This is a genomic window from Chryseobacterium sp. AC405b (genome assembly GCF_979258685.1).
The window spans coordinates 303,164-329,186 of record NZ_OZ409877.1 but is presented as its reverse complement, the minus strand read 5'-3'; the positions used below and the strand labels follow the sequence as shown (position 1 = coordinate 329,186).

The following is a 26,023-nucleotide window of genomic DNA, read 5'->3' as shown; positions in this document are numbered from 1 at the left end:
TAAATAAATCAAAACAATTATGTCAACAATTAAAGTAGGTATTAACGGGTTTGGTAGAATCGGTCGTCTTGTTTTCAGAGCAATGACTGAAAGAGACAACATCGAAGTCGTTGGTATCAATGACCTTATCAATGCAGAATACATGGCTTACATGTTAAAATATGATTCTGTACATGGTATTTTCCCGGGAGAAGTTTCTGTAGAAGGAAATGACCTTGTGGTAAATGGTAAAAAGATCAGAGTTACTGCAGAAAGAGATCCTAATAACTTAAAATGGAACGAAATCGGTGCAGATTATATCGTAGAATCTACAGGTTTATTTTTAGATAAAGAAAGTGCTACGGCACACATCAATGCTGGTGCAAAAAAAGTAATTCTTTCTGCTCCGTCTAAAGATGATACGCCAATGTTTGTAATGGGTGTAAACCACACAGAACTTACAGATGATGTCAAAATTTTATCAAACGCATCTTGTACTACAAACTGTTTAGCTCCTTTGGCTAAAGTAATTCACGATAACTTCGGAATCGTAGAAGGTTTGATGACTACTGTGCATGCTACAACCGCAACTCAAAAAACTGTTGACGGTCACTTCTGCGAAAGACTGGAGAGGTGGTAGAGCTGCATTAAACAATATTATTCCTTCTTCTACAGGTGCTGCAAAAGCGGTAGGAAAAGTTATTCCTTCTTTGAACGGAAAATTGACTGGTATGTCTTTCAGAGTACCAACTGTTGACGTTTCTGTGGTAGATTTAACGGTAAGAATTGAAAAAGCTGCCTCTTATGACGAAATCTGTGAGGTGATTAAAGCGGCATCAGAAGGTGAGTTGAAAGGTATTCTTGGATATACAGAAGATGCTGTAGTTTCTCAGGATTTCATTGGAGATAAGAGAACTTCAATCTTCGATAAAGATGCAGGTATTATGCTTTCTCCTAATTTTGTAAAACTTGTTTCTTGGTATGACAACGAAATGGGTTACTCAAACAAATTAGTTGATATGTTGATCCACGCTTCTACATTATCAAAATAATTAGTGCATTCAGCTATAAATAAAGAAACCTTCCGATTTGGAAGGTTTTTTGTTTATTCGATGACTAAATTAAACAATTTATTGGTGTCTTCATCTAATGTCATGGTTATATAATCTGGTCTGTATTTAAACATTGCAAATAGAGTTCCTGAATTTCTACCTTTTCCTGCTACACTCATTTTTAAACCCGCAGAACTTCCGTCAGGAGCAATGCTGATTCCTTTATTGGTCCCCACTACACGAGTCCAGCTTCTGGTTGTATAAAAAGAAGGTATAGGAGCTCCGACATATCTATAACCACAATTTTTTTTACCACCTGAAGACTTGCTTGTACACCAGTTTTTCACTGACAGTTCTACAAATTTGCTCTCAAATTCAGTTTTTCTCTCCTGTTTAAATTTATTCTTCAACTTTATAATCTCTTCATTAAGCAACCTTTGTTTTTCTTCTAACGGAATATCTTCTCTAAGCTGAATTTGTGAATATGCCATTTTGTAATAAGGCTTATATTCTGACAGATAAGAAATGTAAGGTTTTACTTCATGCGTTTTTTGATTTTCTTGAGCTGAGCCCATTACTAATACAAACAAAAATGCAGCAATTGATAATTTTTTCATGATAATAATTTTAGAATTAATGTTTAATGATTATTATTAACACAAATTTTGAAAAATTATGAATACAAAAAAATTACCTGTTTGTGTGATTTATATTTCAAAAATTAATGATCAAAATACTTTTAGTTGTCAGTTATTAATGTTTTAAAATGATTACAAAAATATTTTCAGGGGTATTAAAAGTATTTGGATTGAAATCTATCAATCATGATTTCCGAATAAATAGATTTAAGAACAATTTCTCAATATTGCCTATGATTTTTACAAATCCGTATGATCCTTCAGAATTTCAGATGGAGTATTGGTAATGTTAATGCTTGTTGGCGTCACCAAAGGAATACCATCATCATCCAGACGTTTTTTAATTTTGGCTAAAGCTTCACTCTTTATCTGCAGCATATTGCTTCCGGTGGCAATCCAGAATTTTGCCTGAAGATTAAAAACACCTTGTTTTAAACTTGTGAAAATGACTTCTGCAGTTTCTATTTTGTCAATATTTTCTATATTTTTAATGACATCCAAAATTCCTTTCTGAGCTTTGGATACATCTTCGTCTGCAGGAATTTCAAAATCTAAAATAATTCTCCGCTGAGGTGATGCCGTAATATTGTAAAAAGGCGCATTAAAAATTACCTGATTCGGGATGTAAGCTTTTTTCCCATCGTCAGTGATCAGTTTCGTCGTTAAAAAACCAATATCCTGTACCGTTCCAGAGTGATTTCCGATTGAAATATAATCTCCGACTTTAAAGGCCTTATCAATGCCGATCAACATTCCTGAAAATATGCTGGACACCAAATCTTTCAAAGCAACACCTGCAATCACACCTGCAACTCCCAAGCTTCCAATAAACTTCCAAAGAAATCCGCTGAAGCCCATAATTTCCAGTGCGATGAAGCTTCCTATCATCATAATTAGGAATCTGAAGATGCCAATAATAGTAACTACAGAACCCTCCTTCTGGCTTTTAGGCAAAACCTTATGCATGATCTTCACTGCTAGTTTACTCAGGTACTTACTTGTGAATAAGAAAAACATAAAAACAAGAATTCCTACTACTAGTTTTGGAGTGAGTTTCGCAAATGCGATATACCAATTCTCTAAAACTTTATAAACCGTGTCTACATAGCTTAAGCCATATTTCATAAAAAATATTTTTTCAAAATTAAGAATAAATTTCTCAACAAAAATTTTGCCAGTTGGAATAAGTCTATTAAATTTGTAGACTAATAAATACAACAGTATGTCAATCAAACTAGGAGACACCGCACCCAACTTTCAGGCAGATTCAACCGCCGGAACTATAGATTTTTACGAATATCTTGGAAATTCTTGGGGGATTTTATTTTCTCACCCCGCAGATTATACTCCGGTTTGTACTACTGAATTGGGCTATACTTCAAAATTGCAGTCATATTTTGATCAAAGAGGTACAAAAGTAATTGCTCTGAGTGTAGATGGCGTAGAAGACCATAAAAACTGGATCAAAGATATCAACGAGACTCAAAATACAGAGGTGCAGTTTCCGATTATTGCAGATAAAGACAGAAAAGTTTCAGAACTGTATGATTTTATTCATCCTAATGCTTCTTTAACGGCAACTGTGCGTTCTTTATTAATTATTGATCCCGCTAAAAAAGTAAGATTGATAATTACTTATCCTGCTTCAACAGGAAGAAATTTTAATGAGATTCTCAGAGTTTTAGACTCACTGCAATTGGTAGATTCTTACAAAATTGCAACTCCCGCCAATTGGTATGATGGTGATGATGTGATCATTCCGCCATCAATTTCCACAGAAGATGCTAGAAAAATTTTCCCGAAAGGAGTTACAGAAATTACACCATATCTTCGGTACACACCACAACCTAATCAGTAGGCTTTAAATTTTTTATTTATTATATAGTTTAGTTTTAATTTGAAAAAGCGGCTCGGAAAATTTTCCGAGCCGCTTTTGTATGTTGTATGAAATATTTAATTATTTCAAATCGTTAGCAACTGCTTTTGCTTTAGAGGTTGGCAAGTAAATACTGAAACCTACGTTAAAGCTAATTCTTGAAGTTAATCCTTCATTTCCGAAACCTGTTACGCCGTTATATTTTACTAAACCTTCAACACCAATATTTGGAGTGATAAAGTATGAATAACCTGGACCTACACCAAAATCTAAACCTGTTGTTGAGATACCATTTTCAACATTAAATCCACCAACACCTAAGTTACCTTCTAGAAACCATCTACCGTGATTCAATAAATTGTCAACACCTTTTTCTCCCGGAGATAAAAAGTAACGACCTAGAGCTCCGACACCATATGTAAACTGAGTTGACTCACCAGCACCTGGTTTGGAAAGTCCTAAAGTTACGTAACCCCCTAAAGCAACATTGTCTTTAATAAAATAAGCTGCTCTTGGCTGAAGTGTAATATCGTATCCTGCACCTGTATTTAATCCAAAATTGCTGGAAAGCAAACTACTACCTACCATCCAGTTTCCTTCTTGAATTTGTGCATTTGCTGTAGATGATAATCCTGCGATAGCTAATAATCCTGTAAAAATTAGTTTTTTCATAAATTTATAATTTTAATAGTTAATGTTCATCATTTTGATAAGCGTTTGAATTCAATAAATGTGCCACAAAGCCTGAAGGTGTTTATTCATGGGGAAATGTCATAGCAATGTGTATTTTTTGATATAAAAATTAAATAAAATGAAAGAACTTACATATTATATCAATAATAAAATGACTGATATAATTACTCCGGCAATTGCGAATTTGATACCCCGTTTAAATGCCTTACTTTTAGGATTAAACATCCAAAAACTTGAGATTACAAAGAGAAGAAAAGGCACACTCCGAAAAATGCATTCAAAGGCGAAAGTGTATCAGCAGATTTAGCTTTGTGAAGTTTTGTCATTTTATCGAGCACAAACGGAAGTTCCTTTTTTGAATATTTTGCCTGTCCTGTTAAAGAGTTATACGTTCCGTTTTTAAAGTAAAGAATATTATTTTCAGTTTTTTTGATCTCAAGATTTTTCATTTTCAGTTCTTTCTCAAGTTCTTTTTCAGAAAGATTTTTAGCAATCACTTTGTCGTAAAGCTTTTCCTTTTTCAGAAAATCTGTATCTCTGTAGATAAGCAACATTCCGCTTACGGCATAAATTGCCATAATTCCCGCCATAAAAAATCCTAAATAGCGGTGCACAATTCTCATAAAACTTCTTGTATCTTTAATTTTGTCCATAGTCGTTTATATTTAAATTTCAAAAGTGGAAGCTGCAAAAATGCAACATCCACTTAGAATAATAAAATTATTAATTGTAAAATTTTTAAAGTCTGTATGTTAGGGTAAAGTAATAGTTTCTTGGTGTGATTGGGTTGACCGAATAGTTTTCGTGCACATTATAATTAACTACATCAAATAAATTGCCCACTTTTCCTTGTAAAGAGAATTTCTTCCAGTCGTAGCCTAGAGATAGAGAGACTGTTGTGTAATCTTCAAGATCAAACATTCTGCTTACCCCTTTTCTGCTGATGTTGGTAGATTTTGAATCATTCCAGCCTGCAATTCTGTCCCCGATATAATATACGCCGATTCCTGCTTTTAAACCTGGAACATAGTTTGTGAATTTATAAAATACCGATGCATTAGCTGTTGTAGCAGGTGTTCTTACCAATCTTTGTTTTTCTACATAACCTTTTTCAGGGGTATCCAGATAGACAGAATTGTTATATGAAAAACCTCCGATGATTGAAACGTTTTCGTTAGGATTTCCGGTAATATCTAATTCTACACCACGGCTTCTCATTTTTCCTGCAAATTCCTTTAAGTTTGTGTCTGGTGTTTGTATTGCTCCTGCAGCATCAACATAGAAAAAATTCTGATAAAAGTTATTATATAAAATTTGATATAATGTTACGTTAACTGCTAAAGCATTATTCCAGATATTTTTTTTGACACCTATTTCGTATTGATCTACTGTAGTAGGTTTTATACCTTCTTTGGGCAAATCGTTTACTCTGCTTCTTACCTGTGCTGCTGTTCCTGTAAGGTCAAGATTATCTATCTGACCAGACATATAACCTGAATTGGTTGCAAATGAATTGGTATAAGTTGCAAATGCTGAAAAATTATCATTTGGCATATAGACAAAACCTACTTTCGGAGAAAGAGCCTGATCTGAAGTTGGAGAGTTTGTTACTTCTATTTTTGTATTTGTTCTAAACTTAGTATTCAAAGTTGGCATATTTTCTATGTAAGACCAACGCAAACCTGCTAAAACTTTGAATTCTTTGGTAAGGCTAATGAAATCCTGTGCATATACTCCAATTCTTCTAGTGTTGATTCTGGTTTTCTCTAATTTTTCTGAGTTAGGCATATTTCCGCCAACCCACGTTGAAGGATCATCCAGATATAATGTTCCTGTAGTACTTCCGTTGGCTCCATAAATATATCCTGTCCCGAAAATAGCTTTTGCAGGATCTGCAATATTAGGATCGTAAAAAGTATAAGAATCTGAAACGCCATAATCTGCATCAGCACCAATTAAAACCTTATGATTAATTTTCCCAGTGTTAAAATCTCCGTTTAAATTGGCCTGCAGACTTGTATAATTCTGTTCATTGTATGTTCTGTTAAGAGGTCTGTTTGCCCAAGCCAGACGATTGCTGTTTTTCTCGTAAGTCCATTGTGCTCTTTCTGTAGAGAAATAATCTTTGGTGAAATTTTGATATGATGCACTTGTGTTTAATGACCACTTCTCATTCAACTGATGATTGAATGTTACATTTGTGGTAGCCTGCTGTACATTTTGATACTGCCAATCAGTTCCTAAAAACGCATTTCTCGGTAATAAATCATTGAGTTTGTAGCTTAAATCGCTGCTAACGATTGACCCGATTCCGAAATCCGGAGTAAGGTCATTTTTAAGATAATCGGCCTCAATAATTAACTGTGATCTTTCTCCTAAATTGAATAAAAATGAAGGGTTAAAATAATATTTTGTCGACTTTACAACATCTCTGAAGCTTTCAGCATATTCATAAGCACCATTTATTCTGAATGCCACATTCTTAGAAAGTGGTCCGTAAATATCCACCATTGGTTTATAGGAATTCCAACTTCCTGCATTCATTGCTAAGCTACCTCCAAAATTGAATTTTGGTTTTTTAGTAACTAAGTTGACAATACCTCCTGCCGCAGCATTTCCGTAAAGCATTGCCGTTGCCCCTTTTAGAACTTCCACTCTTTCAAGTCCGCTCACTTCCGGGAAAACTCCGCTGTTGACTCTGGCTCCGTTTTTATAGATATTATCATTTCCGAAAATAAAACCACGACCTCCGAAACTGTCTTGTGAACCACCTCTGGAAGAAGTTACATAAACACCGTTTACATTTTGTAAAACATCACTTAATTGTTTGGCTTGTTGCTGCTCAATAATCTCATGGGTAACAATAGAAATCGCTTGTGGATTTTCCATTACTGTAAGATTTGACTTTGTGGTTGCAGGCCTAGCTGTATTTGGATTTCCTGTTTTATGAAGATTTACGTCTTCAATGGTTTGTACTCTGATGGTATCAGAAGCAGAATTATCTTTCATCTGTGCATTTACAGAGGCTGCTACAGCGATAAGACCTAAGGAGAAAATCCTTCTTTTCATGGTTTTAAATATTTAGAATAGAATTATGATTTGGCAAAAGTAGAAAATAAGTTATTATTATTTAGAATTATTAAAAATAAATTTATTGATTTTTGTCATATTTAATTTGAAAAAGTGTTTAGAGCATTACAGAATATCATTAATGGAACACTTTTTATAATATATTTGTTTAAAATTTAAATTATGCAATTGGTAAAAGTGGGGATTTGTGCCTTTGGAATGAGCGGAAAAATTTTTCATGCTCCTTTTTTGAAAGAACATCCGGGATTTTTCATGTCTGCAATTGTAGAAAGATCGAAAAATGAGTCTCAGGAAAAATATCCTGATGCCATAATCTACCGTTCGGTAGAAGAGATGCTTCAGAATGCTGATGTAGATGTGGTTGTCGTAAATACGCCGGTTCAGACTCATTTTGAATATGTGAAAATGGCATTGGAAGCAGGAAAAAATGTAATTGTTGAAAAACCATTTACGGTAAATGTTTCAGAAGCACAAGAATTGGTGCGATTAGCTGAAGAAAAAAATCTTTTTTTAAGCGTTTATCAGAATAGAAGATTCGATCGTGATTATCTTCAGGTGCAGAAAATTATATCTGATGGAAAATTAGGAACCATCAAAGAGGTTGAGATCCGTTTTGACCGTTTCCGAACCGAGGCGAGTGGAAAAGAACACAAAGAAAATCCGGAGCAAAATGGTTCAGGATCTGTACATGATCTGGGTTCGCATCTTGTAGATCAGGCAACGCAGCTTTTTGGTTTTCCTGAAAAAGTTTTTGCGGATGTATTTTCCATGAAAGGTGAAGCGTTTGCTAATGATTATTTTGAAATTCTGCTTTATTATAAAAATGATTTAAGAGTAAGATTAAAATCTTCAGTTTTCAACAAAGAGGATCATTATGCATACAAAATTTTTGGCGATAATGGTAGTTTTTTACAGGAACGAACTGATGATCAGGAAAACGAGTTAGGATCAGGAACAATTCCAGCCTACGGAAAAGATTGGATGCAACCTTTGAAAGATACTGACGGAATTCTAAATTATTTTGATGAAAATTCAGAATCGAAAAGAATTTTAACCTCAAGTGAACCCGGAAATTATATGAATTATTATCATCAGATCTACGAACATATCGTTTTCGGATATGCTTTGCCATCACTCGGAAATGAAGTTATTCAAAACATGAAAATCATTGAGGCTGCTTTGGAAAGTTCTAAGAAAGGGAAAGTTTTAGATGTAAATTAAAAACAATCATGAAAAAAAGAAGCTCAAGTTTTACTGTAATCGGTTTGCTGTTTGTAGGAATCGGGTTAACATTGGTTGATGATAATATGTATCTCAGGTATGGATTTCTAATATTAGGAACTGCATTTTTGTTTTACAGTATTTTTACAATGATGAGAAATAAATAATTTTTAAGAAATAAAAAAGAGCTGTCCAGTTATTGAACAGCTCTTATTATATGGTAATGGTCTAATCCTGAAGTTCAAGCCATCTCATTTCGTGGTTTTCCAATTTTTCTGAAAGATTTTCCAGTTCTGCGGAGAGTTTTGAAATTTTATCGTAATCTGCTTCATTATTGAGCTGATCAAGAATCTTTGCTCTTTTTTCTTCAAACTCAGGAATTTCTTTTTCAATCGTTTCCAATTCACGCTGTTCTTTGAAAGATAATTTCCTTTTTGAAGTTTGTGGTTTTGAGACAGTTTCTGCAACCGGCTTTTCAACTACTTTTTCAGTTACAGGTTTAGGTTTTTTATCTTCGTTTTTTTGACTTCCATCCTCCATCTTTTTATTTTCTCGGTATTCTGAAAAGTTTCCGATAAAATCTTTGATTTTTCCTTCACCTTCAAACGCTAGAATGTGATCAACAATACGATCCATAAAATATCTGTCGTGAGATACAATAATCAGACTTCCCTGGAAATTCAGTAGAAAATTTTCTAAAACCGTCAAAGTAGGAAGATCAAGATCATTTGTTGGCTCATCAAAAATCAAAAAGTTCGGATTTTGATACAGAATGTACATCAAATGCAGCCTTCTTTTTTCTCCTCCCGATAGTTTAGAAATCGGAGAATACTGCGTTTGATCATCAAACAAGAATAATCTCAAAAACTGTGAGGCAGAAATTGTTTTCCCGTTTGCTAAAGGGAAGTTTTCAGAAATGTCTTTGATGAAATCAATCACTCTTTCCTCTTCTTTATATTTTAAACCTTTCTGAGAAAAATATCCGAATTTGATGGTTTCTCCGGTTTCAATTTCTCCGGAATCTTTCGGCTCAAAACCTTGTATAATATTTAATAAAGTTGATTTCCCGGCTCCGTTTTTTCCTACAATTCCTACTTTTTCACCTCTTTGAAAAGAATAGCTGAAATCTTTTAATAATAATTTATCACCATAACTTTTAGAAATGTCTTTAAGTTCTAAGATCTTGTTACCCAGTCTTTTCATCTCAAAATCAAGCTCCAGAGATTCTTTTCGGGTATCGGTTTTGGCTATTTTTTCAGTTTCGTAAAAGTCGTCTTGTCTGGATTTAGATTTTGTAGTTCTTGCTTTAGGCTGTCTTCTCATCCATTCCAGCTCCTTTCTGTAAAGATTGTTGGCTTTATCGATGGTAGAGTTCATATTATCCTCACGAATCATTTTGTTCTCAAGATAAGTGGCATAAGAACCATTGTGGAAGTACAGATTCTGATCTTCCATTTCCCAGATAATTCCGCAGACTGCATCAAGGAAATAACGGTCGTGAGTTACAAGAAGTAAAGTTATTTTTGCTTTATTCAAATAATTTTCAAGCCATTCTACCATTTCCACATCAAGGTGGTTGGTCGGCTCATCCATGATTAAAAGTGTGTGACGGTGTTCTGCTCTGGTTTCGGTTAAAAGTTTTGCCAGTGCAACACGTTTGATTTGTCCACCGGAAAGCATTCCCATTTTCGCTTCAAGATCGGTGATTTTCAGCTGAGAAAGTATCTGCGTCATTTCATTTTCAAGATCCCAGGCTTTGTGAACTTCCATTTCAGCCAAAGCTTTTTCCATAAAATCAGGATCATCTGATAACAGTGATTTGTGATAATTTTTCAGAGCTTTGATGGGAGCTGAGTCTAAAGTCATCATGAATTCTTCAATGGTCAGATTAGATTCAAAATCAATCTCCTGATCAAACAATACCACCTGAATATCTTTATTAATGACCACCGAACCGCTGTCTGCGATTTCTTTCCCCATTAAAATTTTCAGCAAAGTAGATTTTCCGCTTCCGTTTTTGGCAACAATGGCAATTTTGTCACCTTCATTGATGTTAAAAGAAATGTTTTTAAAAAGGGTTTTGATCCCGTAAGATTTTGTAAGATTCTCAGCCGCAACGTAATTCATTGATATCCAAATTTTGTGGTGCAAAAATACGAAATATTAAAGTCGCAGTAGATTAAAAAAAGTATTTGTATGCTAAAGGTGTTTGTAAACTTACAAGCCACAGGTTATTAAGGTTTTTTAGATCTTTGGAACCGGGTGGATAATTTTTTTCATTACAGAATTTGCAGTAAACCCATGCATTAGTATTGAAAGTAAAATAGTGAATGCCACGATAGCCCAAAGCTCATCTTGATATTCGAAATCGAATTTTGTAAAAGCGAAAGCAAGGTAAAAGACAGAACCCATTCCTCTTATTCCGAAAAATCCTATTGCCAATTTTTCCCGGATATTAATTTTTGAAGTACTTAATGCTAAATATCCAAATAACGGACGTATAACAAGCAAAAATAAGAATGCAAATAAAATCATTTTCCAGGTAAGCTTTTCTAAAACGCCCATTGCAAGAGCTCCACCAAAGAGTATAAGCAGGATGCATAGAAGTAATCTTTCTATCTGATCTGTAAAAGAATGCAGATCATCATGATATTCATGAGTTTTTTCATAATGTCGTAGCGTAATTGCAAATACAAAAACAGCAATAAAACCATATCCGTGAATCAGTTCTGTAATACCATAAACCATTAATGTTGCGGCTACGGCAAGAAGACCATCACGGGTTTTAAGGACTTTATATCTGTTGGCTATTTTAAATATCAGATAACCAATAGCTTTTCCTATTAAATATCCGATTAATATTCCTGTAAAAACACGGTATAGAAGATCATATGTAAACCATTCTAAGAAACTTACGTTTTGCCCAGAAAGTGAATAACCAATACAAATGGCTAACCAGGTAAAAGGAAATGCTACACCGTCATTGAGACCAGCCTCGGATGTGAGAGCAAACTTAGTCTCAGATTTGCCCTTTTCATTAGGCGGGCCAACCTGTACGTCAGAAGCGAGCACAGGATCTGTAGGTGCCAAAACTGCACCAAGCAACGTTGCAGAAGCAAGTCCTAATCCTAAAAAATAATATCCTAAAACAGTTGCTGCAAAGATGCAGAGAATCATAGTTATAGAAATAAGCTTTAGGGGAGAAGCCCAGCTTTTTAAGGAAAAAGCTCGGTCAATTTTTATTCCGGTTCCCATGATTGATATGATGACGATGAGCTCGGTAAGATGCAGCGTTATGCTTTCGTTTTTCTGTGGCAACGGATCGGGTAAATACTGTGGTATAATTAAGTATAATATAAAACCCAAAATAACAAAAAACACAGAATATGATATACCTGTAAATTCCGCAATTTTTGGCATCCAGACCATGGTAAAGATCGCAAATCCTATGAAAGTTAAAATAAGTATATATTGATCCATAAATTATATGATTAGCTGAAAAAATCTGAGATGAATTGTTAATGAGAAATTATTGTTTTAAAGAAAAAACACATTAAAGTAATCAAAAATTCAGCCATAAAGTCTTTATGGTTTTTAATTAAAAATAGACTCTCGCAGTCAAATTATTTATACTAAAAGAACAATCACTTTAACAGTTTTTAAGAATAATTTTCATCAAATTGGTCATTATAATATTTTTTAATGTAGATTTGAGCATTATAAAACATAAAATTATGATACAAATGAACTTTCTCGCAATTCTATTTGCAGCCTTAATTCCCTTAGTAATGGGTTTTATCTGGTACCATCCAAAAGTTTTTGGAAATGCCTGGATGAAAGAAACCGGACTGTCTGAAGAAAAACTGAAGAATACCAATATGATTGTGGTGTTTGTGGTTTCGATTATTTTATCAATCATGATCGGTATGTTTCTGCAAATAGTAACCATTCATCAATATGGAGCATTAGGTTTAATTGGTGGAGATGAAAATTTAGCAAAACCTTCTTTTACAGAATTTATGAAAGATTATGGGAATAGTTTCAGATCATTTGGTCATGGCGCTTTGCACGGTTTTATGACAGGAATTTTTTTCGTATTTCCTTTAATTGCAATTAATGCAATGTTTGAAAGAAAATCATGGAAATATACTTTTATCAATACCGGTTACTGGACGGTAACGATCACCATCATGGGTGGGATTATCTGCGGATGGTACGCTATTGATGGGTTCAATCTTGTTACTCCGAAATAGTTATTACATATTTTGAAAATATAGGCTGCATTTGTAGCCTTTTTTATGAAGTTTACTTTAAAAAAATACAGACTTTCTGCGGAAATTCCTGATGAATGGGATCATATCATTGGACAGTATAATATTATGTTGTCTAAAGAATATTTTGAGACATTAGAAACTTCATGTCCCGAAAATATGAAATGCTTTTATGTAGGTTTTTTTAAAGATGAAGAACTGATGGGTGGAGCATTGTTTCAGCATTTAAATTTTATTCAGCATAAAACTTTTCAGAAAAGGGAAAACTTTTGTAATATTAAAAATTTCATCACCAAAAAAATCACAAAAGACGTGATGATTTTGGGAAATAATATGCTGACCGGACAAAACGGATTTTATTTTGATGCTTCAAAGATTACCATTGATCATGCAATCAGGCTTTTGGATGAAGCTGTTCAGGAAATGCAAAATCAGGAAGGAAAAACATCGCTTATTATTTACAAAGATTATCAGGCAAGTTTTATTACATATTTTCAAGCTAAAAATCACAGATCGTTTTATAGATTTTCGGTACAACCCAACATGATTTTAAATCTGAAAGAAAGACTGGGTGAGATTTGATGATTATCTCAACGCATTATCAACAAAATACAGAACCAGGGCTAAATCTGCAAAGAAAAAAATCACCGGAATTACAAAATCTGAGATGAGTCTAGACACCATCAGAAATCATCAGAAAGAGATGAACGTTTTATACCAAAATGTTGCTGAAAATGCCCCCTTCAATACTTTTTTTCTCACCGAAAATCATTTTGAAAGCATGAAAGAATCTTTGAAAGAAAATTTCAGGGTTTTTGGATATTATTTAAATGAAAAACTGATTGGCTTCTATACTTTAATTCTCAATAATAAAGATATAGATACTTATTTTCTGGGTTATGACAAAAAGCTTCAAAAAGAAAAACAAATCTATCTGAATATGCTTTTAGATATGGTGGAATTTGGGATCAACGAAAAATTCAGTCGGATCATTTTTGGCAGAACCGCATTGGAAATCAAATCAACAATTGGTGCCGAACCGGTTGAGATATTCGGATTGATTAAACATAATAATCTGCTCGTCAATTACTTTATAGAAAAGATTTTTACTTCATTAAATCCTGTTGTTGAATGGATTCAGCGAAAACCGTTTAAAGATTTGTAATCTAACATTTTAATATTGCAGAAAGTATTTAAACCCTTTTCAAATTTACATATTTTCAATCCAAAGTCAGGCTTTTCAGAGACCAGATCCCGCCATTGTAAACATCCAGGTCGACTTTAGTGTTGATTCCGTAAACGATTCCTTTTTCACTGAATTGCCAGAAATCCCACCGGTCATCTGGCGATGGAGTAGGAACATCATTGTAATTGGCCAGCCAAAGAGGATAATCATCAAATTCACCTTTCAAAAAATCTTTATAGTAATGATAATAAGTGTAGATGATTGGTTTTTCGCCATACGTTTCTTCAATGATCTTACACCAGATTTTCAGATCTTCAACCAGTTTTTTATTTGATTTTCTTCTCGGAATTTTTTCAATGTCTAATATCGGCGGAAGATCACCACTTTCGAGTTTTACATTTTCCAAAAAATTGTTTGCCTGAATAATTGGATCTTCATCAGCTCTGTAAAAATGATAGGCTCCACGAATGAGATTGTGTTTCTGTGCCTGTTGCCAAAATTCATCAAAATGTTTGTCGGCACTACGGTTTCCCATTGTTGCACGCATCACTACAAATTCAAGCGGAATCGTTTTGTTTCCTATGCTCAGACTATCCCATTTGATATCTTCTGTGTTCTGGTAGTGCGAAATGTCAAAACCATATGTTTTATCAAGATTATTGCTGATAATTTTCTGGATTCTTAAAGTTTCCTGCTCGCTGTTTTGAAGCTTTTTGTGAGTAAATTTGTTAAAATATAAAGCATAATAGTAACTTATTGATTGTTTGAGGTATAATCCTGTTCCCAGCAATGCAATAATCAATAGAACCAACACCACTTTACGTCGGAAAAAATAATTTTTCCAGCGGTTTTTATGGATGCTTTTGGCAGCTCTTTTGGTGTACTTTTTCGGACTCATAAAGTTTTGCAAAACTAACTTTTTAAGCCCTAAAATACTAAATAAAATAAGTAAATTTGTGTACTATGGAAACACGCGAAAAGATCATCATCATCGGAGGAGGTTTTGCGGGGCTACAGCTTGCGAAAACATTAAATAACAAAAATAAAAAAGTAATTGTTCTCGACAGAGTCAACCATCATATGTTTCAGCCCTTGTTTTATCAGGTGGCTTGCGGCAGGATAGAGCCTTCCAATATTTCATTTCCTTTTCGTAAGATTTTTCAGGAATCCAGAAATACCCAGTTTCGATTGACTGAGGTTAAAGAAATCATACCTTCTCAAAATAAAGTCATTACCGACGAAGCAGAATTTACCTACGATAAGCTTATTATTGCGACAGGCTGCAAAACTAATTTTTTCGGAAATAAAGATTTGGAAAGTAAAGCGTTCGGGATGAAAAATACCCAGGAAGCCATCAGAATCAGAAATCATGTTTTGATGACTTTCGAAAAATTAATTCTTGAAAAAAGCCGTAGTGATGACGGAAACTGGAATATCGTCATCGTAGGAAGCGGACCGACCGGAGTAGAATTGGCGGGAGCTTTTTCTGAAATGAAAAAAGAAATTCTTCCTCGTGACTATCCTTATATGAATTTTAATCACCTGAAAATTATTCTGGTAAGCTCTACAGAAAAACCTTTGGCCGTGATGAGCCAGGAAGCCCAACAACAATCTGAGAAATATCTGAAAGATCTCGGAGTAGATTTTATGAGTGGGGAAGTAGTGACAAATTATGATGGAGATAAAGTTTTTCTGAAAAGCGGAAAACAAATTCCTTCTAATAATGTCATTTGGGCAGCAGGAGTTGTAGGCAATGTGATTGACGGTTTCCCTTCAGAAAAATTAATCAGAAACCGATATATTGTAGACCGTTTTAATAAAATAAAAGGTTACGAAAACATTTTTGCCGTAGGAGATATCGCCTACATGGAGACTCCTAAATATCCGCAGGGACATCCGCAGGTTGCTAATGTTGCAATAAATCAGGCGAAAAATTTAGGTAAAAATTTTCTGAAAAAAAATTCCGGAGAATGGATTGAATATGAATATAAAGACCAGGGTTCTTTAGCAACCATCGGGAAACACAGAGCCGTGGTAGATTTGCCATTTATTAAATTTCAGGGATTTTTAGCATGGTATTTTTGGATGTTTTTACATTTAATGCTTATTTTGAGCGTTAGAAATAAACTCGCCATATTTTTCAATTGGATGTGGAGCTATTTTAATAAAGATTCTTCCTTACGTTTAATTATTTCGCCAAGTAGTAAAAATAATACGCAGCAATGAGAATTGACATAATAAGCGTGCTTCCAGAATTGATGGAAAGTCCGTTCAGAACTTCTATTTTGAAAAGAGCAGTTGATAAAGGTCTGGTGGAAGTTCATTTCCATCAGCTGAGAGACTGGTCTATCAACAAGCACAGGCAAATAGATGATGAGCCTTATGGCGGCGGAGCAGGAATGGTCATGATGATTGAGCCTTTAGACAAATGTATTTCTGAACTTAAATCTCAAAGAGATTACGATGAGATTATTTACTTAACACCCGACGGTGAAACGTTGAATCAGAAAATATCCAATACGCTTTCTATAAAAAATAACCTTATGTTTATTTGTGGACATTACAAAGGTATCGATCAGAGGCTTAGAGACTTGCATGTTACTAAAGAAATTTCTATTGGAGACTTTGTTTTAACGGGCGGTGAATTGGCAGCGTGCGTTCTGGCAGATTCTATCATCCGTTTGGTTCCCGGAGTTTTGAATGACGAGCAAAGTGCTTTAACGGATAGTTTTCAGGATGATTTACTCTCACCACCGATCTATACAAGACCAGAATCTTACAAAGGTCTGGATGTTCCAAAGATTCTTTTGAGCGGAAATTTTGCTAAAATTGAAGAATGGAGACACGAAGAAGCCGTAAGAATTACCCAAAAAAAACGTCCTGATTTACTTGAATAATTAATGATAATGTATAAAATATATTCTTAAAATTTATAATGCAATCGTTTTCAAAGTAAGATTGTAAAAATATAATATTAACATTAAGAATTTTTTTGTGAATGTAAATTCATTTTTTTTAAAATTTTGACTGTCATAAATAAACAAGCTTACGATTATGGTAATTTTTCAGCGTTTTATGTGAAAATTTAATTATGATTACTAGTATGATACTAAAAAAAACAATAAATTTACATTCTGAAATTAAAATCTGAAATTTCAGAATGTTAATAGAAATTCGTGTAGATGGAAGTGTTTGCTTTTTATAATGTAGAAAATTTGTTTTTGCCAGATCCGCTGCCTAATCACAGGCTTGATCCCACCACTTCGGGACTTAGGAACTGGGATGAAAGAAAATACAGAGATAAGCTTTTCAAAATTTCGCACGTATTCCAGCTTATGAAAGATGAAACAGGCATTTTGCCCTGTATGATTGGTCTCTCTGAAGTTTCTGGAAAAAAAGTCTTGGAAGATCTTGTGGAAATGAGTCCATTCAATTCGAATTACGGTATCGTACACTACAATTCTATGGATGAAAGAAAGGTGGATGTAGCGATGATTTACGACAAATCTAAAGTGGAAATTCTAGATTCTGAAGCCATCACATTTTTCTTCGAAATAGAAGATAAAAACCCGGAAAACTATGATACAACCAGAGATGTATTGTATTCAAAAGTAAAATACAAAGAAGAAATCATCAATGTTTTTGTAGCTCATCTTCCCTCAAAACGCGAAAAAGATATCAATCAGCCAAAACGTGATTACATCTTGAGCGAAATTAGAAACAGAATTCTTCAAATCGTGAATGTTGAAAAAGAAAATGTCATACTTTGTGGTGATTTTAACGAAAATCCAGACGGAGAAAATCTTACAAAACTCCTTCTTGATGATAAGAACGAAGCCTTTTTAATCAATCCTTTTCAAGAGCTTTATTCAGACAAAAATTATTCGGCATTTCATTATAAATCGGGTCTTTTATTTGACCAAATTTTATTATCGAAATCTTTTTTTGAAGACCATCAGAAATTATCATTTTATGATGCAAAGATTTTCAAGCCCGAAAAACTGAGAAGCAGAAACAAAATGTTCAGCGACAGACCTTTCAGAACCTACGCAGGAACCCGTTATTTGGGTGGTTACAGTGACCATTTTCCTGTCTTTATAGTTTTAAAAAAGTAAATTAAAAAAAAGTAATAATTTCAGATGAAAAACTCAACCAGTACAAGCTATCATTTAGACCCTTTAGACAAAGAAATCATCTATATGTTGATGGATAATGCTAAAAGCTCTTTGGCATATATATCGAAGCAGGTAGGAATCTCAACCACAGCTGTACACCAAAGAATCAAAAAACTAGAACATGCCGGAGTTATAGAAAACTCTATTTCATTTCTTAATCCAAGAAAAATAGGATATAAGGTAGTCTCTTACATCGGAATGTTTCTGGATCAGCCAAGTCATTATCCTGAAGTTGTAAAATCACTAAAGGAAGTGAATGAAGTTGTAGAAGCGCATTATACAACGGGAAATTATACTATTTTCCTGAAGGTTATATGCAAAGACAATGACCATTTGATGGAAATTCTGAATAAGCTTCAAAAAATGAAAGGAGTTACAAGAACCGAAACTTTTATATCTTTGGAGCAAGGTATTTACCGACAGCTGAAAGTATAATCATGAATATTGCCCAATATTTAGATTCAACGTATTTAAAAACGCCATTACAATCCGGAATTTCTGAAGAAGAAACTTTACAAAAAGTAAAAGATCTTGCCCAGGAAGCGATTGATCATCATTTGTTGGCAGTCATGATTCGTCCGGAATACGTTTCCGAAATCAGAAAATATATTCAGGAGCGAAATTCAGATGTTGTTTTGGGAACGGTGATCGGCTTTCATGAAGGAACCTTTTCTGTGGATGAAAAATTGGCAGAAGCTTCAAAGGCAATTGAAGACGGTGCAGATGAACTTGATTTTGTAATCAATTATTCCGAATATTTGAAAGGAAATGTTGATTACATACATAAAGAATTTGTAGAGTGTAGTCAGTTATGCGTTGAGAATCATAAAGTTGTGAAATGGATCATCGAAACTGCCGCCTTATCAGACGAGCAAATCGCTGATTTGTCGAAAAAGATTTCCACTTGGGCTGAAGAAAATTTTTCTGATAATGATTTATCTAAGGTTTTTATTAAATCTTCTACAGGTTTTTTTGAAACTGAAGATGGAAAACCAAACGGAGCGACTTTTGAAGGCATAAAAATTATGCTTGATAATGCAGGAAAGCTTCCTGTAAAAGCAGCAGGCGGTGTGAGAACTCCGGAAGATGCAGAAAAGATGATCAATCTTGGTGTAAAAAGAATAGGGACTTCCTCAGCTTTGGCTTTAATAAAAAATGAATCTTCTTCGGAAGAATATTGAAATAAACAAACCCATCAGATTTTGATGGGTTTATTGTTTTTATGCAAACTTTAAAATCAATGTAAATATTGCTTAAACCTGTGCTTGATATTCGGCATAAAATCCTTCAGTTTCTTTGATCACTTCATCCATTTCTACCAAAGAATATACCTCAAGGAATTTTCTTCTGAAATCTTTAAAATGAGGAATTCCACGGAAATAATTGCTGTAATGCTGTCTCATTTCGATCAATCCTAGTTTTTCGCCTTTCCATTCTGCGCTCCACTCAGCGTGTTGACGAACTGCTAAAAGCCGGTCTGAAATCGTAGGAGCATCAAGATGTTCGCCGGTTGCAAAGAAATGTTTAATCTCATTAAAAATCCATGGATAACCAATTGCAGCACGACCGATCATAATTCCGTCGCACGCATATTTATTTTTGTATTCCAAAGCTTTTTCTGGCGAATCGATATCACCGTTTCCAAAAATCGGAATTTCAATATTGGGATTTTGTTTGATTCTTGAGATGTGTTCCCAGTCGGCTTCACCTTTATACATTTGTCCGCGCGTTCTTGCGTGAATCGTTAAAGCTTTAATTCCTGTTTCCTGAAGACGTTCGGCAACTTCATCTATATTGATAGAATTACTGTCCCATCCCAAACGGGTTTTTACGGTCACAGGAAGACTGGTAGAACTTACAACGGCTTTCGTTAAACGAACCATCATATCAACATCTTTCAAAACTCCTGCTCCTGCACCTTTGCAAACCACTTTTTTTACCGGGCAACCAAAATTGATGTCTACCAAATCTGGGTTTACAGTCTCTACAATCCTTGCAGACATTGCCATCGCTTCTTCATCACCACCAAAAATCTGGATTCCTACAGGTCTTTCATAATCGAAAATATCCAGCTTTTTTCGGCTTTTCATCGCATCACGAATCAAGCCTTCAGAAGAGATAAATTCTGAATACATCATATCTGCACCATGCAATTTACACAGTCTTCTGTATGGCGGATCACTCACGTCTTCCATGGGTGCAAGCAAAAGCGGAAATTCCGGCAGTTCTATGTTGCCTATTTTTATCATGGCGCAAATTTACGAAATTCTAAACTTTAAAGATTTTGAAATTTTCTATAGTAATTATTTAAGATAAAAAGTCATTTTCTCTAAAACACTAAAAACTCGCCTTCACCTGCATACTTCCGATATGAATGGTACGATCACCAGAATTTCTTCCTTCATAATTAAGATTTAATTGTAAGAATGAATTGATCGCTTGCTGAATAAATACACTCCAGACCTGGTTTTTTCCGGGTTTCAAGCCGTCAAGCATTTGGTTTCCGACGATGCTGAAATTGTTTCCGGTGAAATCATTATTAATGAAAGAGAAATTTCCTCTAATGGAAGTTTTCTTACGTTCCCACTGAAGCGTTCCTGTGATATCAAATGCCTTCAGAAGTTCTTCGCCGTCTACACGTTTTTTCTCACGGTAAGCGGAAGAAAATTCTGCCTGTATCGCATCTGTAAATTTGTAAGTCGCTTTCGGCTTGGTTTCAAAATTATTCAGTCTGTAGTCTCTGGTTGCAAAGACCTGTGAAGAGTTTTGCAGATCATGAACAGAGTTTTCCCAATCAACACGGAATTCTTTATTAAACCAATATCCGAGGTTCACAAAATGGGAAGTCTGGTTTCTCTCTTCGTTACTGAAATTGGCATTGATAAGGTTGTCGTTGGCAATAAAACGGTAATTTCCGTTCCAGCCGGATATTTCGGTGGGATTAAACTGAACGGATGCCAAAATATTCTGATTTTTGAGAATCTGATCCTCACTTTTCTCAAATGGATTCAGTACCAAAACTTTCTCTCTTTTGAAATAAGAATTTTGAGAATTAAGTGATACATTGAAATTCCAGCGTTTTAAAAATTTATTTTCAGAATTAAATATAATAGAAGGATTAACAAATAATGCCAACTGCAATTTGTTTTTGTTGGACGGAATATACCGAACAGAATTTGTATAAATCCTTATATATTGCGCCAAATCTGAATACTCGGCAATCTCAAATTCATCCAGCTGCTGTGTGCCGTCACCATTATAATCAGTCCATTTGTAAACTCCCTGCCCATCCGTTACCTTTATATATTGAAATTCACGTTGTGCTTCCTGTCCGTTGCCCAATTCATAGAAAGCCTGTAAACGCATTCCGTTTTTAAATAACTGCTGATTGTAAAGAATGTTTCCTACTACAAAATCTTTATTCTGATTCATATCTACATCCTCATTTTTGTAGAAGAATTTTCTGTAGTGAATTAATGCATTTAAACTGGTTTTCTCGGTTTTAATCAATTGACTTTCTGCCATGAAACCTAAAATCCTGTTCATGTTCTGAAGTCTGTTATCACGCACTGAGTCATTATCCCGGATGTACATTTTAGACAAAAGTTTAGTTCTGGCACTGTCACCAATTTTCTTTTGCACAAATAATTCTTTCCAGCTGAAACTCGTGACATCCATCAACTGAGTTTCATTAAATTTCTTTTCGTTATGCTCCATGCTTCCACCTAAAGCCCAACTTCCTTTTGCGCCGGTATATTCTGTTGCAGCACCACCACGTATGAATTTTGTATCCTGTAGGGTTGCATTGGTATCCAGATAAGATAAATTCCCTTTAGTAAGAAATTTTCCTTTAATCCAGCTGAAATCCAGATCGTTTTTAATTCCTTTATAAGAATCCTGTTCGTCAAGATAATTGAGACGATAGTTCAAGGCAGATTTATTGCTCCATTTATTCAGGAAGTTAAAAATAAATCTATTCTGTGTTCTTCCGCTGAATTCCTGGGCTAAGTTAAAATCCCGAGAAAATTCGACATCGTTGATTCGGTCAAGAATGTGAAACTGCTTGTCGATATATTGGTATTCGAAACTTGGTGTACCTCTCCAGCTGTTTTTTGTAAATGTTTTATTCCCGAAAATTCTTGCTGCATATCCTAAATTCTGATCAGAATCTTTTGAAGAAAATAAATTGATATCATAGTTGCTTAGAGAAATATCGGCACCTATTTTTCCGTCTTTTAAAAGATATTCGGAGTTTAGAGTATAGACCTGAGATTTCTGTGGTGACGGTAGTTTTCTCACCGCTCGGTAATCTCCCGCATTGGGTCCTACATACTCAAAAACCCGCCCGTTATTGGTAGTTTGTGTGAGTTTATAATCTCCAAGATTGACCCCGAAATAAGTGAAAGAAACAGCATACAATGTTTGAGTGACATCTGTGGAATATTGATAATAATTACCGTTTGGATCCTGAACCAGACTATAAAGAATTTTGTTTACATCGTATTCTGAGACCACTCCGGAAGGTGCATACATGAGATTGGGATCATTTCCTGCATCGGCTAAAATCTGTTCGTCTTCTTTGGATAAATTTAAAGCTAATGGTGCATTTTTATTGTCGTTTTCCATAAACCAGTTGAGCCCAATTCTGAATTTCTCCCGCTGATGCTCCAGCTTTCCGGTAAATAAATATCTGGAATAATTTCTATTGGTATAATTAAAAGAAATCGTAATAAAATTCTGCTGAAAAATTGGACGGAAACTGGTGAAAGTAACCTCACCCGTATTGTAATTGATGATATAATCCTGGTTTTCACCACGTTTCATTAATATACCGTCAATAAATACCTGCTCAGATCCGGAAATCAGCGTGATAAACTGTTCACCATTTTTCCCTGTCAAACGATAAGGACCCTGATTTCCTTCCACCCCCTGAAAACGGATTCTGTGAAACTCACTTCTTGCAACGCCCATAGAAACATCTACAAAGGTTTTGTTTTCAGTCCCGAATTGTGTCTGAAACTGAAGTCCCATGCTTCGTCTCTGATATTTTGCAAAGTAATTTTTATCGTCTAAAAGATCCAGATGCCCTGCTCTGAGGATTGATTTATCCTTAATATTAAGCTGCATATAAATCTTGTCAAATTCTTCAAGTGTTTGCGTATATCCATCTGCCTGAATGGGTAAATTGTGATCTGATATACTCGCTAAAATAGTAACGTCTTTCGACAATCTTCCGGAAATCTGCAAATCCATCGAGCTCTGTACAGATTGCCCCTGATTGTTACCAAAAGTAATCCCGCGAATAATTGAACCTTTGGAGTTAAGTTCACCTAAAAATCTCTTTTTATCATTTTTTGCAAGTACAGCCTCATCAACGATAACCCGGTTGCTCATCTTCACAAAATCCATAGTATCTTTTGCAAAAATGTCCTGTTCAAGCCTTGCTGCGAGAATACTGTCTTTTTTTATGCTGTCTTTGGGAGTGTTGGGATTTTTCCACGAGAAAATTTGAGCATTATTAAAAGATAAGCCCATAATCAAAACGAAGAATATCAGAACAGAATTCCGCAAGTTTTTGAAATAATTGGTAAAAATAACTAAAAAATGTGAGTGATAGGGCTTTTAGCATTATTAACAGAAAATTAACCTTAATATTGTTTCAAATGAAAATTATCCTCTAATTTTGCATGGTAAATTATTAATAATTAAAAATTTAAGTTATGAAAAAAATCTTTACAATTTTAGGTGTTATTGTATTAAGTACAATTTCGAAAGCTCAGACTTCACTACCGTATTATGATGGTTTTGCTTACACAGGAACAGCCTTGCAAACTCAAAATGGATGGACGGCTGCAAATTCAGGTGATGATATAGCAATTGTTTCTGGTAATTTAACTTCTACTTCTTTACCTACGTCAACAGGAAATAAAATTAGTTTTGCAGGTGCAGGTATTGATACAGGTTTAACTCTTAATGCTGTAAGTGCAGGAACTATGTATTATTCTTTTTTAATAAAGCCGATTTCTATGGCAGGAGTTACAGAGGCTAATGGAGGTTATTTATCATACTTCAATCAGAATGCTACTAATTTTGGTGGTTCATTATGGACAAAAAGAGTAGATGATAATACTTTACAGTTTGGATTAGAAGTAAGAACAGGTACTGCGGCAAATACAACTTGGACAGGTAATTACAGTGTCAATCAAACATATTTAGTTGTAGTTGCTTATACATTTAACAGCGCAGGTACAAGCGATGATACGGTTAAATTATGGGTTAATCCTGTAACTGGCGGATCTACTGAACCTACACCAACTATTACTGATAGTCATACAGGTACAGATTTGACCTCTATTTCAGGATTTATGTTCAGACAAGATAGTGCTACTGAAACCCCAAGTGTGGAAATTGATGAATTAAGAATAGGTACAACATGGGCACAAGTTGCGCCATCTGCTACTTTAGCGGTTTCAGATTTCAACAAATCAAAATCAAACTTCATCAAGAATACTTTCGTTAAAAATAACGAAATTACTTTCGGAGCTGATGTGAAAGATGTAAAAGTATATACATTGACAGGTCAGGTTGTAAAAACTGGTTCGGTAAAAGAAGGTGCTGCAATCAACGTTGCAGAATTGCAAAAAGGAAATTATATCGTAACAGGAACGGTAAATAATCAACCGGTTTCTCAGAAAATTTTGAAAGACTAGTCTGAATTAATTCTTTAACCATAAAAAACTGCCATTTCATTGAAATGGCAGTTTTTGTTTATGTCCTATTGTAAAGTCATTTTAATTAGATTATAAATTTTATGTAACAAAAATCTAAAAATGATAGATAAATTAGATTAACAAATATTTAACAATATTAACTTTAATTTATGATATTGGTATTAAATTTGCTGCAATTTTAAACAAACCAAAACATATTATCATTATGAAGAAAGTATTTACTTTTATCGGACTTGTTTCGATAACAGCATTCTCTAATGCTCAGATTGTAATTAATGAAATTTATACCGGTGGCGGACTTTTAGGAGCAACGCTGGCAAATGATTTCATAGAACTGAAAAATATTGGTCCGACTTCAGCGTCTCTGAATGGAGCGACAATACAGTATGGCTCAACTACTGGCGGTTTTTCGCAATATCATACAATACCAAATATTACACTGAGTCCCGGACAGACTTATCTAATTCAGGAAGGTTCCGATGGTCTTCCGGGATTGATCAACCTGGTTAATCCTAACTTAATTGTAGATGTAGTAGTCAATTTTGATGGTTCCGGTCGATTGTTAGGAGTTGGTTTGGCGATCGGTCTTACTTCAGGAAAAGTGGCCTTGGCAAGTAACAATACTCAAGTTACAGGTCCAACAGCATCAAACGTTTTAGACTTTGTAGGTTATGGTCTTGCAAATCAGTATGAGGGAACAGCAGCAGCTCCTTCGCCTACTATCCTGAATTCAATTAGCAGAATTTCCGGTGATACCAATAATAATTTTATTGATTTTACAGTCTCATTAGCAAGTCCGCAATCCGGAACATTGGCTGTATCTGATGTGTCTAATAATACAACACGAGGCAAATTTATCAGAAACTCATTGGTTAAAAATGAAGAAATAATATTTGGAGCCGATGTAAAAGATGTAAAAATATACAGTTTGTCAGGACAGATCGTGAAAACAGCTTCAGTAAAACAAGGAGCGACATTAAATATTGCTGAACTGCAAAAAGGTAACTATATCGTTACAGGAATGGTGAATAACCAACCGGTTTCTCAGAAAATTTCGAAAGATTAATCATTTTAATTAACATTCATATGAAACAGCTGTCATTGGATAGCT

At 34.5% G+C, this 26,023-nt stretch carries 23 protein-coding genes and 1 pseudogene; 14 read left to right on the top strand and 10 right to left on the bottom strand.

The window, feature by feature from the left end; translation table 11 throughout:
• The first annotated feature begins 19 nt into the window (after nt 1-19).
• A pseudogene (gene gap, locus ACZZZA_RS01625) lies at nt 20-1,031 on the top strand (type I glyceraldehyde-3-phosphate dehydrogenase).
• Between the two features lie 53 nt (nt 1,032-1,084).
• Here the strand turns inward: gap and ACZZZA_RS01620 are convergent.
• Both ACZZZA_RS01620 and ACZZZA_RS01615 read right to left on the bottom strand, forming a co-directional pair.
• Nucleotides 1,085-1,648, bottom strand: coding sequence for a hypothetical protein (locus ACZZZA_RS01620; protein ID WP_463429522.1), 564 nt, complete (start codon nt 1,646-1,648; stop codon nt 1,085-1,087).
• 261 nt (nt 1,649-1,909) lie between these two features.
• Nucleotides 1,910-2,794 carry a mechanosensitive ion channel family protein gene (locus ACZZZA_RS01615; RefSeq protein WP_463429521.1) on the bottom strand — a complete coding sequence of 295 codons (885 nt, stop codon included), beginning with the start codon at nt 2,792-2,794 and terminating at the stop codon, nt 1,910-1,912.
• A 97-nt stretch (nt 2,795-2,891) separates the two neighbouring features.
• Between ACZZZA_RS01615 and ACZZZA_RS01610 the strand changes: the two genes are divergently transcribed.
• The gene (locus tag ACZZZA_RS01610; protein WP_463429520.1) at nt 2,892-3,527 is read left to right on the top strand and encodes a peroxiredoxin; all 636 of its coding nucleotides are present in this window, start codon (nt 2,892-2,894) and stop codon (nt 3,525-3,527) included.
• 99 nt (nt 3,528-3,626) lie between these two features.
• Here ACZZZA_RS01610 and ACZZZA_RS01605 read toward each other — a convergent pair whose 3' ends face one another.
• The 3 genes from ACZZZA_RS01605 to ACZZZA_RS01595 all read right to left on the bottom strand — a co-directional run bounded on the left by ACZZZA_RS01605 (nt 3,627) and on the right by ACZZZA_RS01595 (nt 7,307).
• On the bottom strand, nt 3,627-4,217 hold the full coding sequence (locus tag ACZZZA_RS01605) for a hypothetical protein (RefSeq protein WP_463429519.1): 591 nt from the start codon (nt 4,215-4,217) through the stop codon (nt 3,627-3,629).
• Between the two features lie 260 nt (nt 4,218-4,477).
• Nucleotides 4,478-4,891, bottom strand: coding sequence for a hypothetical protein (locus tag ACZZZA_RS01600; RefSeq protein ID WP_463429518.1), 414 nt, complete (start codon nt 4,889-4,891; stop codon nt 4,478-4,480).
• An 85-nt stretch (nt 4,892-4,976) separates the two neighbouring features.
• The gene (locus tag ACZZZA_RS01595; protein WP_463429517.1) at nt 4,977-7,307 is read right to left on the bottom strand and encodes a TonB-dependent siderophore receptor; all 2,331 of its coding nucleotides are present in this window, start codon (nt 7,305-7,307) and stop codon (nt 4,977-4,979) included.
• A 183-nt stretch (nt 7,308-7,490) separates the two neighbouring features.
• Between ACZZZA_RS01595 and ACZZZA_RS01590 the strand changes: the two genes are divergently transcribed.
• The gene (locus tag ACZZZA_RS01590) at nt 7,491-8,549 is read left to right on the top strand and encodes a Gfo/Idh/MocA family oxidoreductase (protein ID WP_463429516.1); all 1,059 of its coding nucleotides are present in this window, start codon (nt 7,491-7,493) and stop codon (nt 8,547-8,549) included.
• A gap of 8 nt (nt 8,550-8,557) precedes the next feature.
• On the top strand, nt 8,558-8,716 hold the full coding sequence (locus ACZZZA_RS01585) for a hypothetical protein (protein ID WP_463429515.1): 159 nt from the start codon (nt 8,558-8,560) through the stop codon (nt 8,714-8,716).
• Between the two features lie 61 nt (nt 8,717-8,777).
• Here ACZZZA_RS01585 and ACZZZA_RS01580 read toward each other — a convergent pair whose 3' ends face one another.
• Both ACZZZA_RS01580 and ACZZZA_RS01575 read right to left on the bottom strand, forming a co-directional pair.
• Nucleotides 8,778-10,676 carry an ABC-F family ATP-binding cassette domain-containing protein gene (locus tag ACZZZA_RS01580; protein ID WP_463429514.1) on the bottom strand — a complete coding sequence of 633 codons (1,899 nt, stop codon included), beginning with the start codon at nt 10,674-10,676 and terminating at the stop codon, nt 8,778-8,780.
• Between the two features lie 117 nt (nt 10,677-10,793).
• Nucleotides 10,794-12,029, bottom strand: coding sequence for a cation:proton antiporter (locus ACZZZA_RS01575; RefSeq protein WP_463429513.1), 1,236 nt, complete (start codon nt 12,027-12,029; stop codon nt 10,794-10,796).
• A 263-nt stretch (nt 12,030-12,292) separates the two neighbouring features.
• Between ACZZZA_RS01575 and ACZZZA_RS01570 the strand changes: the two genes are divergently transcribed.
• From ACZZZA_RS01570 to ACZZZA_RS01560, 3 genes are read left to right on the top strand one after another with little or no spacing between them, the layout of a single operon-like run.
• A complete protein-coding gene (locus ACZZZA_RS01570; RefSeq protein ID WP_463429512.1) occupies nt 12,293-12,802 on the top strand; it encodes a DUF1761 domain-containing protein in 510 nt (169 codons plus the stop codon).
• A 45-nt stretch (nt 12,803-12,847) separates the two neighbouring features.
• Nucleotides 12,848-13,402: a hypothetical protein gene (locus ACZZZA_RS01565; protein WP_463429511.1), complete on the top strand. Its 555-nt coding sequence runs from the start codon at nt 12,848-12,850 to the stop codon at nt 13,400-13,402.
• The gene (locus ACZZZA_RS01560) at nt 13,392-13,985 is read left to right on the top strand and encodes a hypothetical protein (RefSeq protein WP_463429510.1); all 594 of its coding nucleotides are present in this window, start codon (nt 13,392-13,394) and stop codon (nt 13,983-13,985) included. The genes ACZZZA_RS01565 and ACZZZA_RS01560 overlap by 11 nt, the downstream gene beginning before the upstream one ends.
• Before the next feature lie 55 nt (nt 13,986-14,040).
• On the opposite strand, the gene ACZZZA_RS01555 is transcribed toward ACZZZA_RS01560, so the two are convergent.
• The gene (locus tag ACZZZA_RS01555; RefSeq protein WP_463429509.1) at nt 14,041-14,904 is read right to left on the bottom strand and encodes a glycoside hydrolase family 25 protein; all 864 of its coding nucleotides are present in this window, start codon (nt 14,902-14,904) and stop codon (nt 14,041-14,043) included.
• A 65-nt stretch (nt 14,905-14,969) separates the two neighbouring features.
• Between ACZZZA_RS01555 and ACZZZA_RS01550 the strand changes: the two genes are divergently transcribed.
• The 5 genes from ACZZZA_RS01550 to deoC all read left to right on the top strand — a co-directional run bounded on the left by ACZZZA_RS01550 (nt 14,970) and on the right by deoC (nt 19,362).
• Entirely contained in the window at nt 14,970-16,232 is a 1,263-nt protein-coding gene (locus ACZZZA_RS01550) for an NAD(P)/FAD-dependent oxidoreductase (protein ID WP_463429508.1), read from the top strand.
• Nucleotides 16,229-16,903, top strand: a complete 675-nt coding sequence (gene trmD / locus ACZZZA_RS01545) for a tRNA (guanosine(37)-N1)-methyltransferase TrmD (RefSeq protein WP_463429507.1) — start codon at nt 16,229-16,231, stop codon at nt 16,901-16,903. The genes ACZZZA_RS01550 and trmD overlap by 4 nt, the downstream gene beginning before the upstream one ends.
• 285 nt (nt 16,904-17,188) lie before the next feature.
• Nucleotides 17,189-18,121: an endonuclease/exonuclease/phosphatase family protein gene (locus ACZZZA_RS01540; protein WP_463429506.1), complete on the top strand. Its 933-nt coding sequence runs from the start codon at nt 17,189-17,191 to the stop codon at nt 18,119-18,121.
• A gap of 24 nt (nt 18,122-18,145) precedes the next feature.
• On the top strand, nt 18,146-18,616 hold the full coding sequence (locus ACZZZA_RS01535; RefSeq protein ID WP_463429505.1) for an Lrp/AsnC ligand binding domain-containing protein: 471 nt from the start codon (nt 18,146-18,148) through the stop codon (nt 18,614-18,616).
• Complete coding sequence (deoC, locus tag ACZZZA_RS01530; protein ID WP_463433715.1) at nt 18,616-19,362, top strand: deoxyribose-phosphate aldolase; 747 nt, start codon at nt 18,616-18,618, stop codon at nt 19,360-19,362. Before ACZZZA_RS01535 ends, deoC begins: the two co-directional genes overlap by 1 nt.
• A 72-nt stretch (nt 19,363-19,434) precedes the next feature.
• On the opposite strand, the gene dusB is transcribed toward deoC, so the two are convergent.
• Nucleotides 19,435-20,430: a tRNA dihydrouridine synthase DusB gene (dusB, locus tag ACZZZA_RS01525; protein ID WP_267607924.1), complete on the bottom strand. Its 996-nt coding sequence runs from the start codon at nt 20,428-20,430 to the stop codon at nt 19,435-19,437.
• A gap of 88 nt (nt 20,431-20,518) precedes the next feature.
• The gene (locus ACZZZA_RS01520) at nt 20,519-23,716 is read right to left on the bottom strand and encodes a hypothetical protein (protein WP_463429504.1); all 3,198 of its coding nucleotides are present in this window, start codon (nt 23,714-23,716) and stop codon (nt 20,519-20,521) included.
• A gap of 185 nt (nt 23,717-23,901) precedes the next feature.
• Between ACZZZA_RS01520 and ACZZZA_RS01515 the strand changes: the two genes are divergently transcribed.
• A complete protein-coding gene (locus tag ACZZZA_RS01515; RefSeq protein WP_463429503.1) occupies nt 23,902-24,891 on the top strand; it encodes a T9SS type A sorting domain-containing protein in 990 nt (329 codons plus the stop codon).
• Nucleotides 24,892-25,117: 226 nt separating this feature from the next.
• Nucleotides 25,118-25,978 carry a lamin tail domain-containing protein gene (locus tag ACZZZA_RS01510; RefSeq protein WP_463429502.1) on the top strand — a complete coding sequence of 287 codons (861 nt, stop codon included), beginning with the start codon at nt 25,118-25,120 and terminating at the stop codon, nt 25,976-25,978.
• Nucleotides 25,979-26,023: the final 45 nt, after the last annotated feature.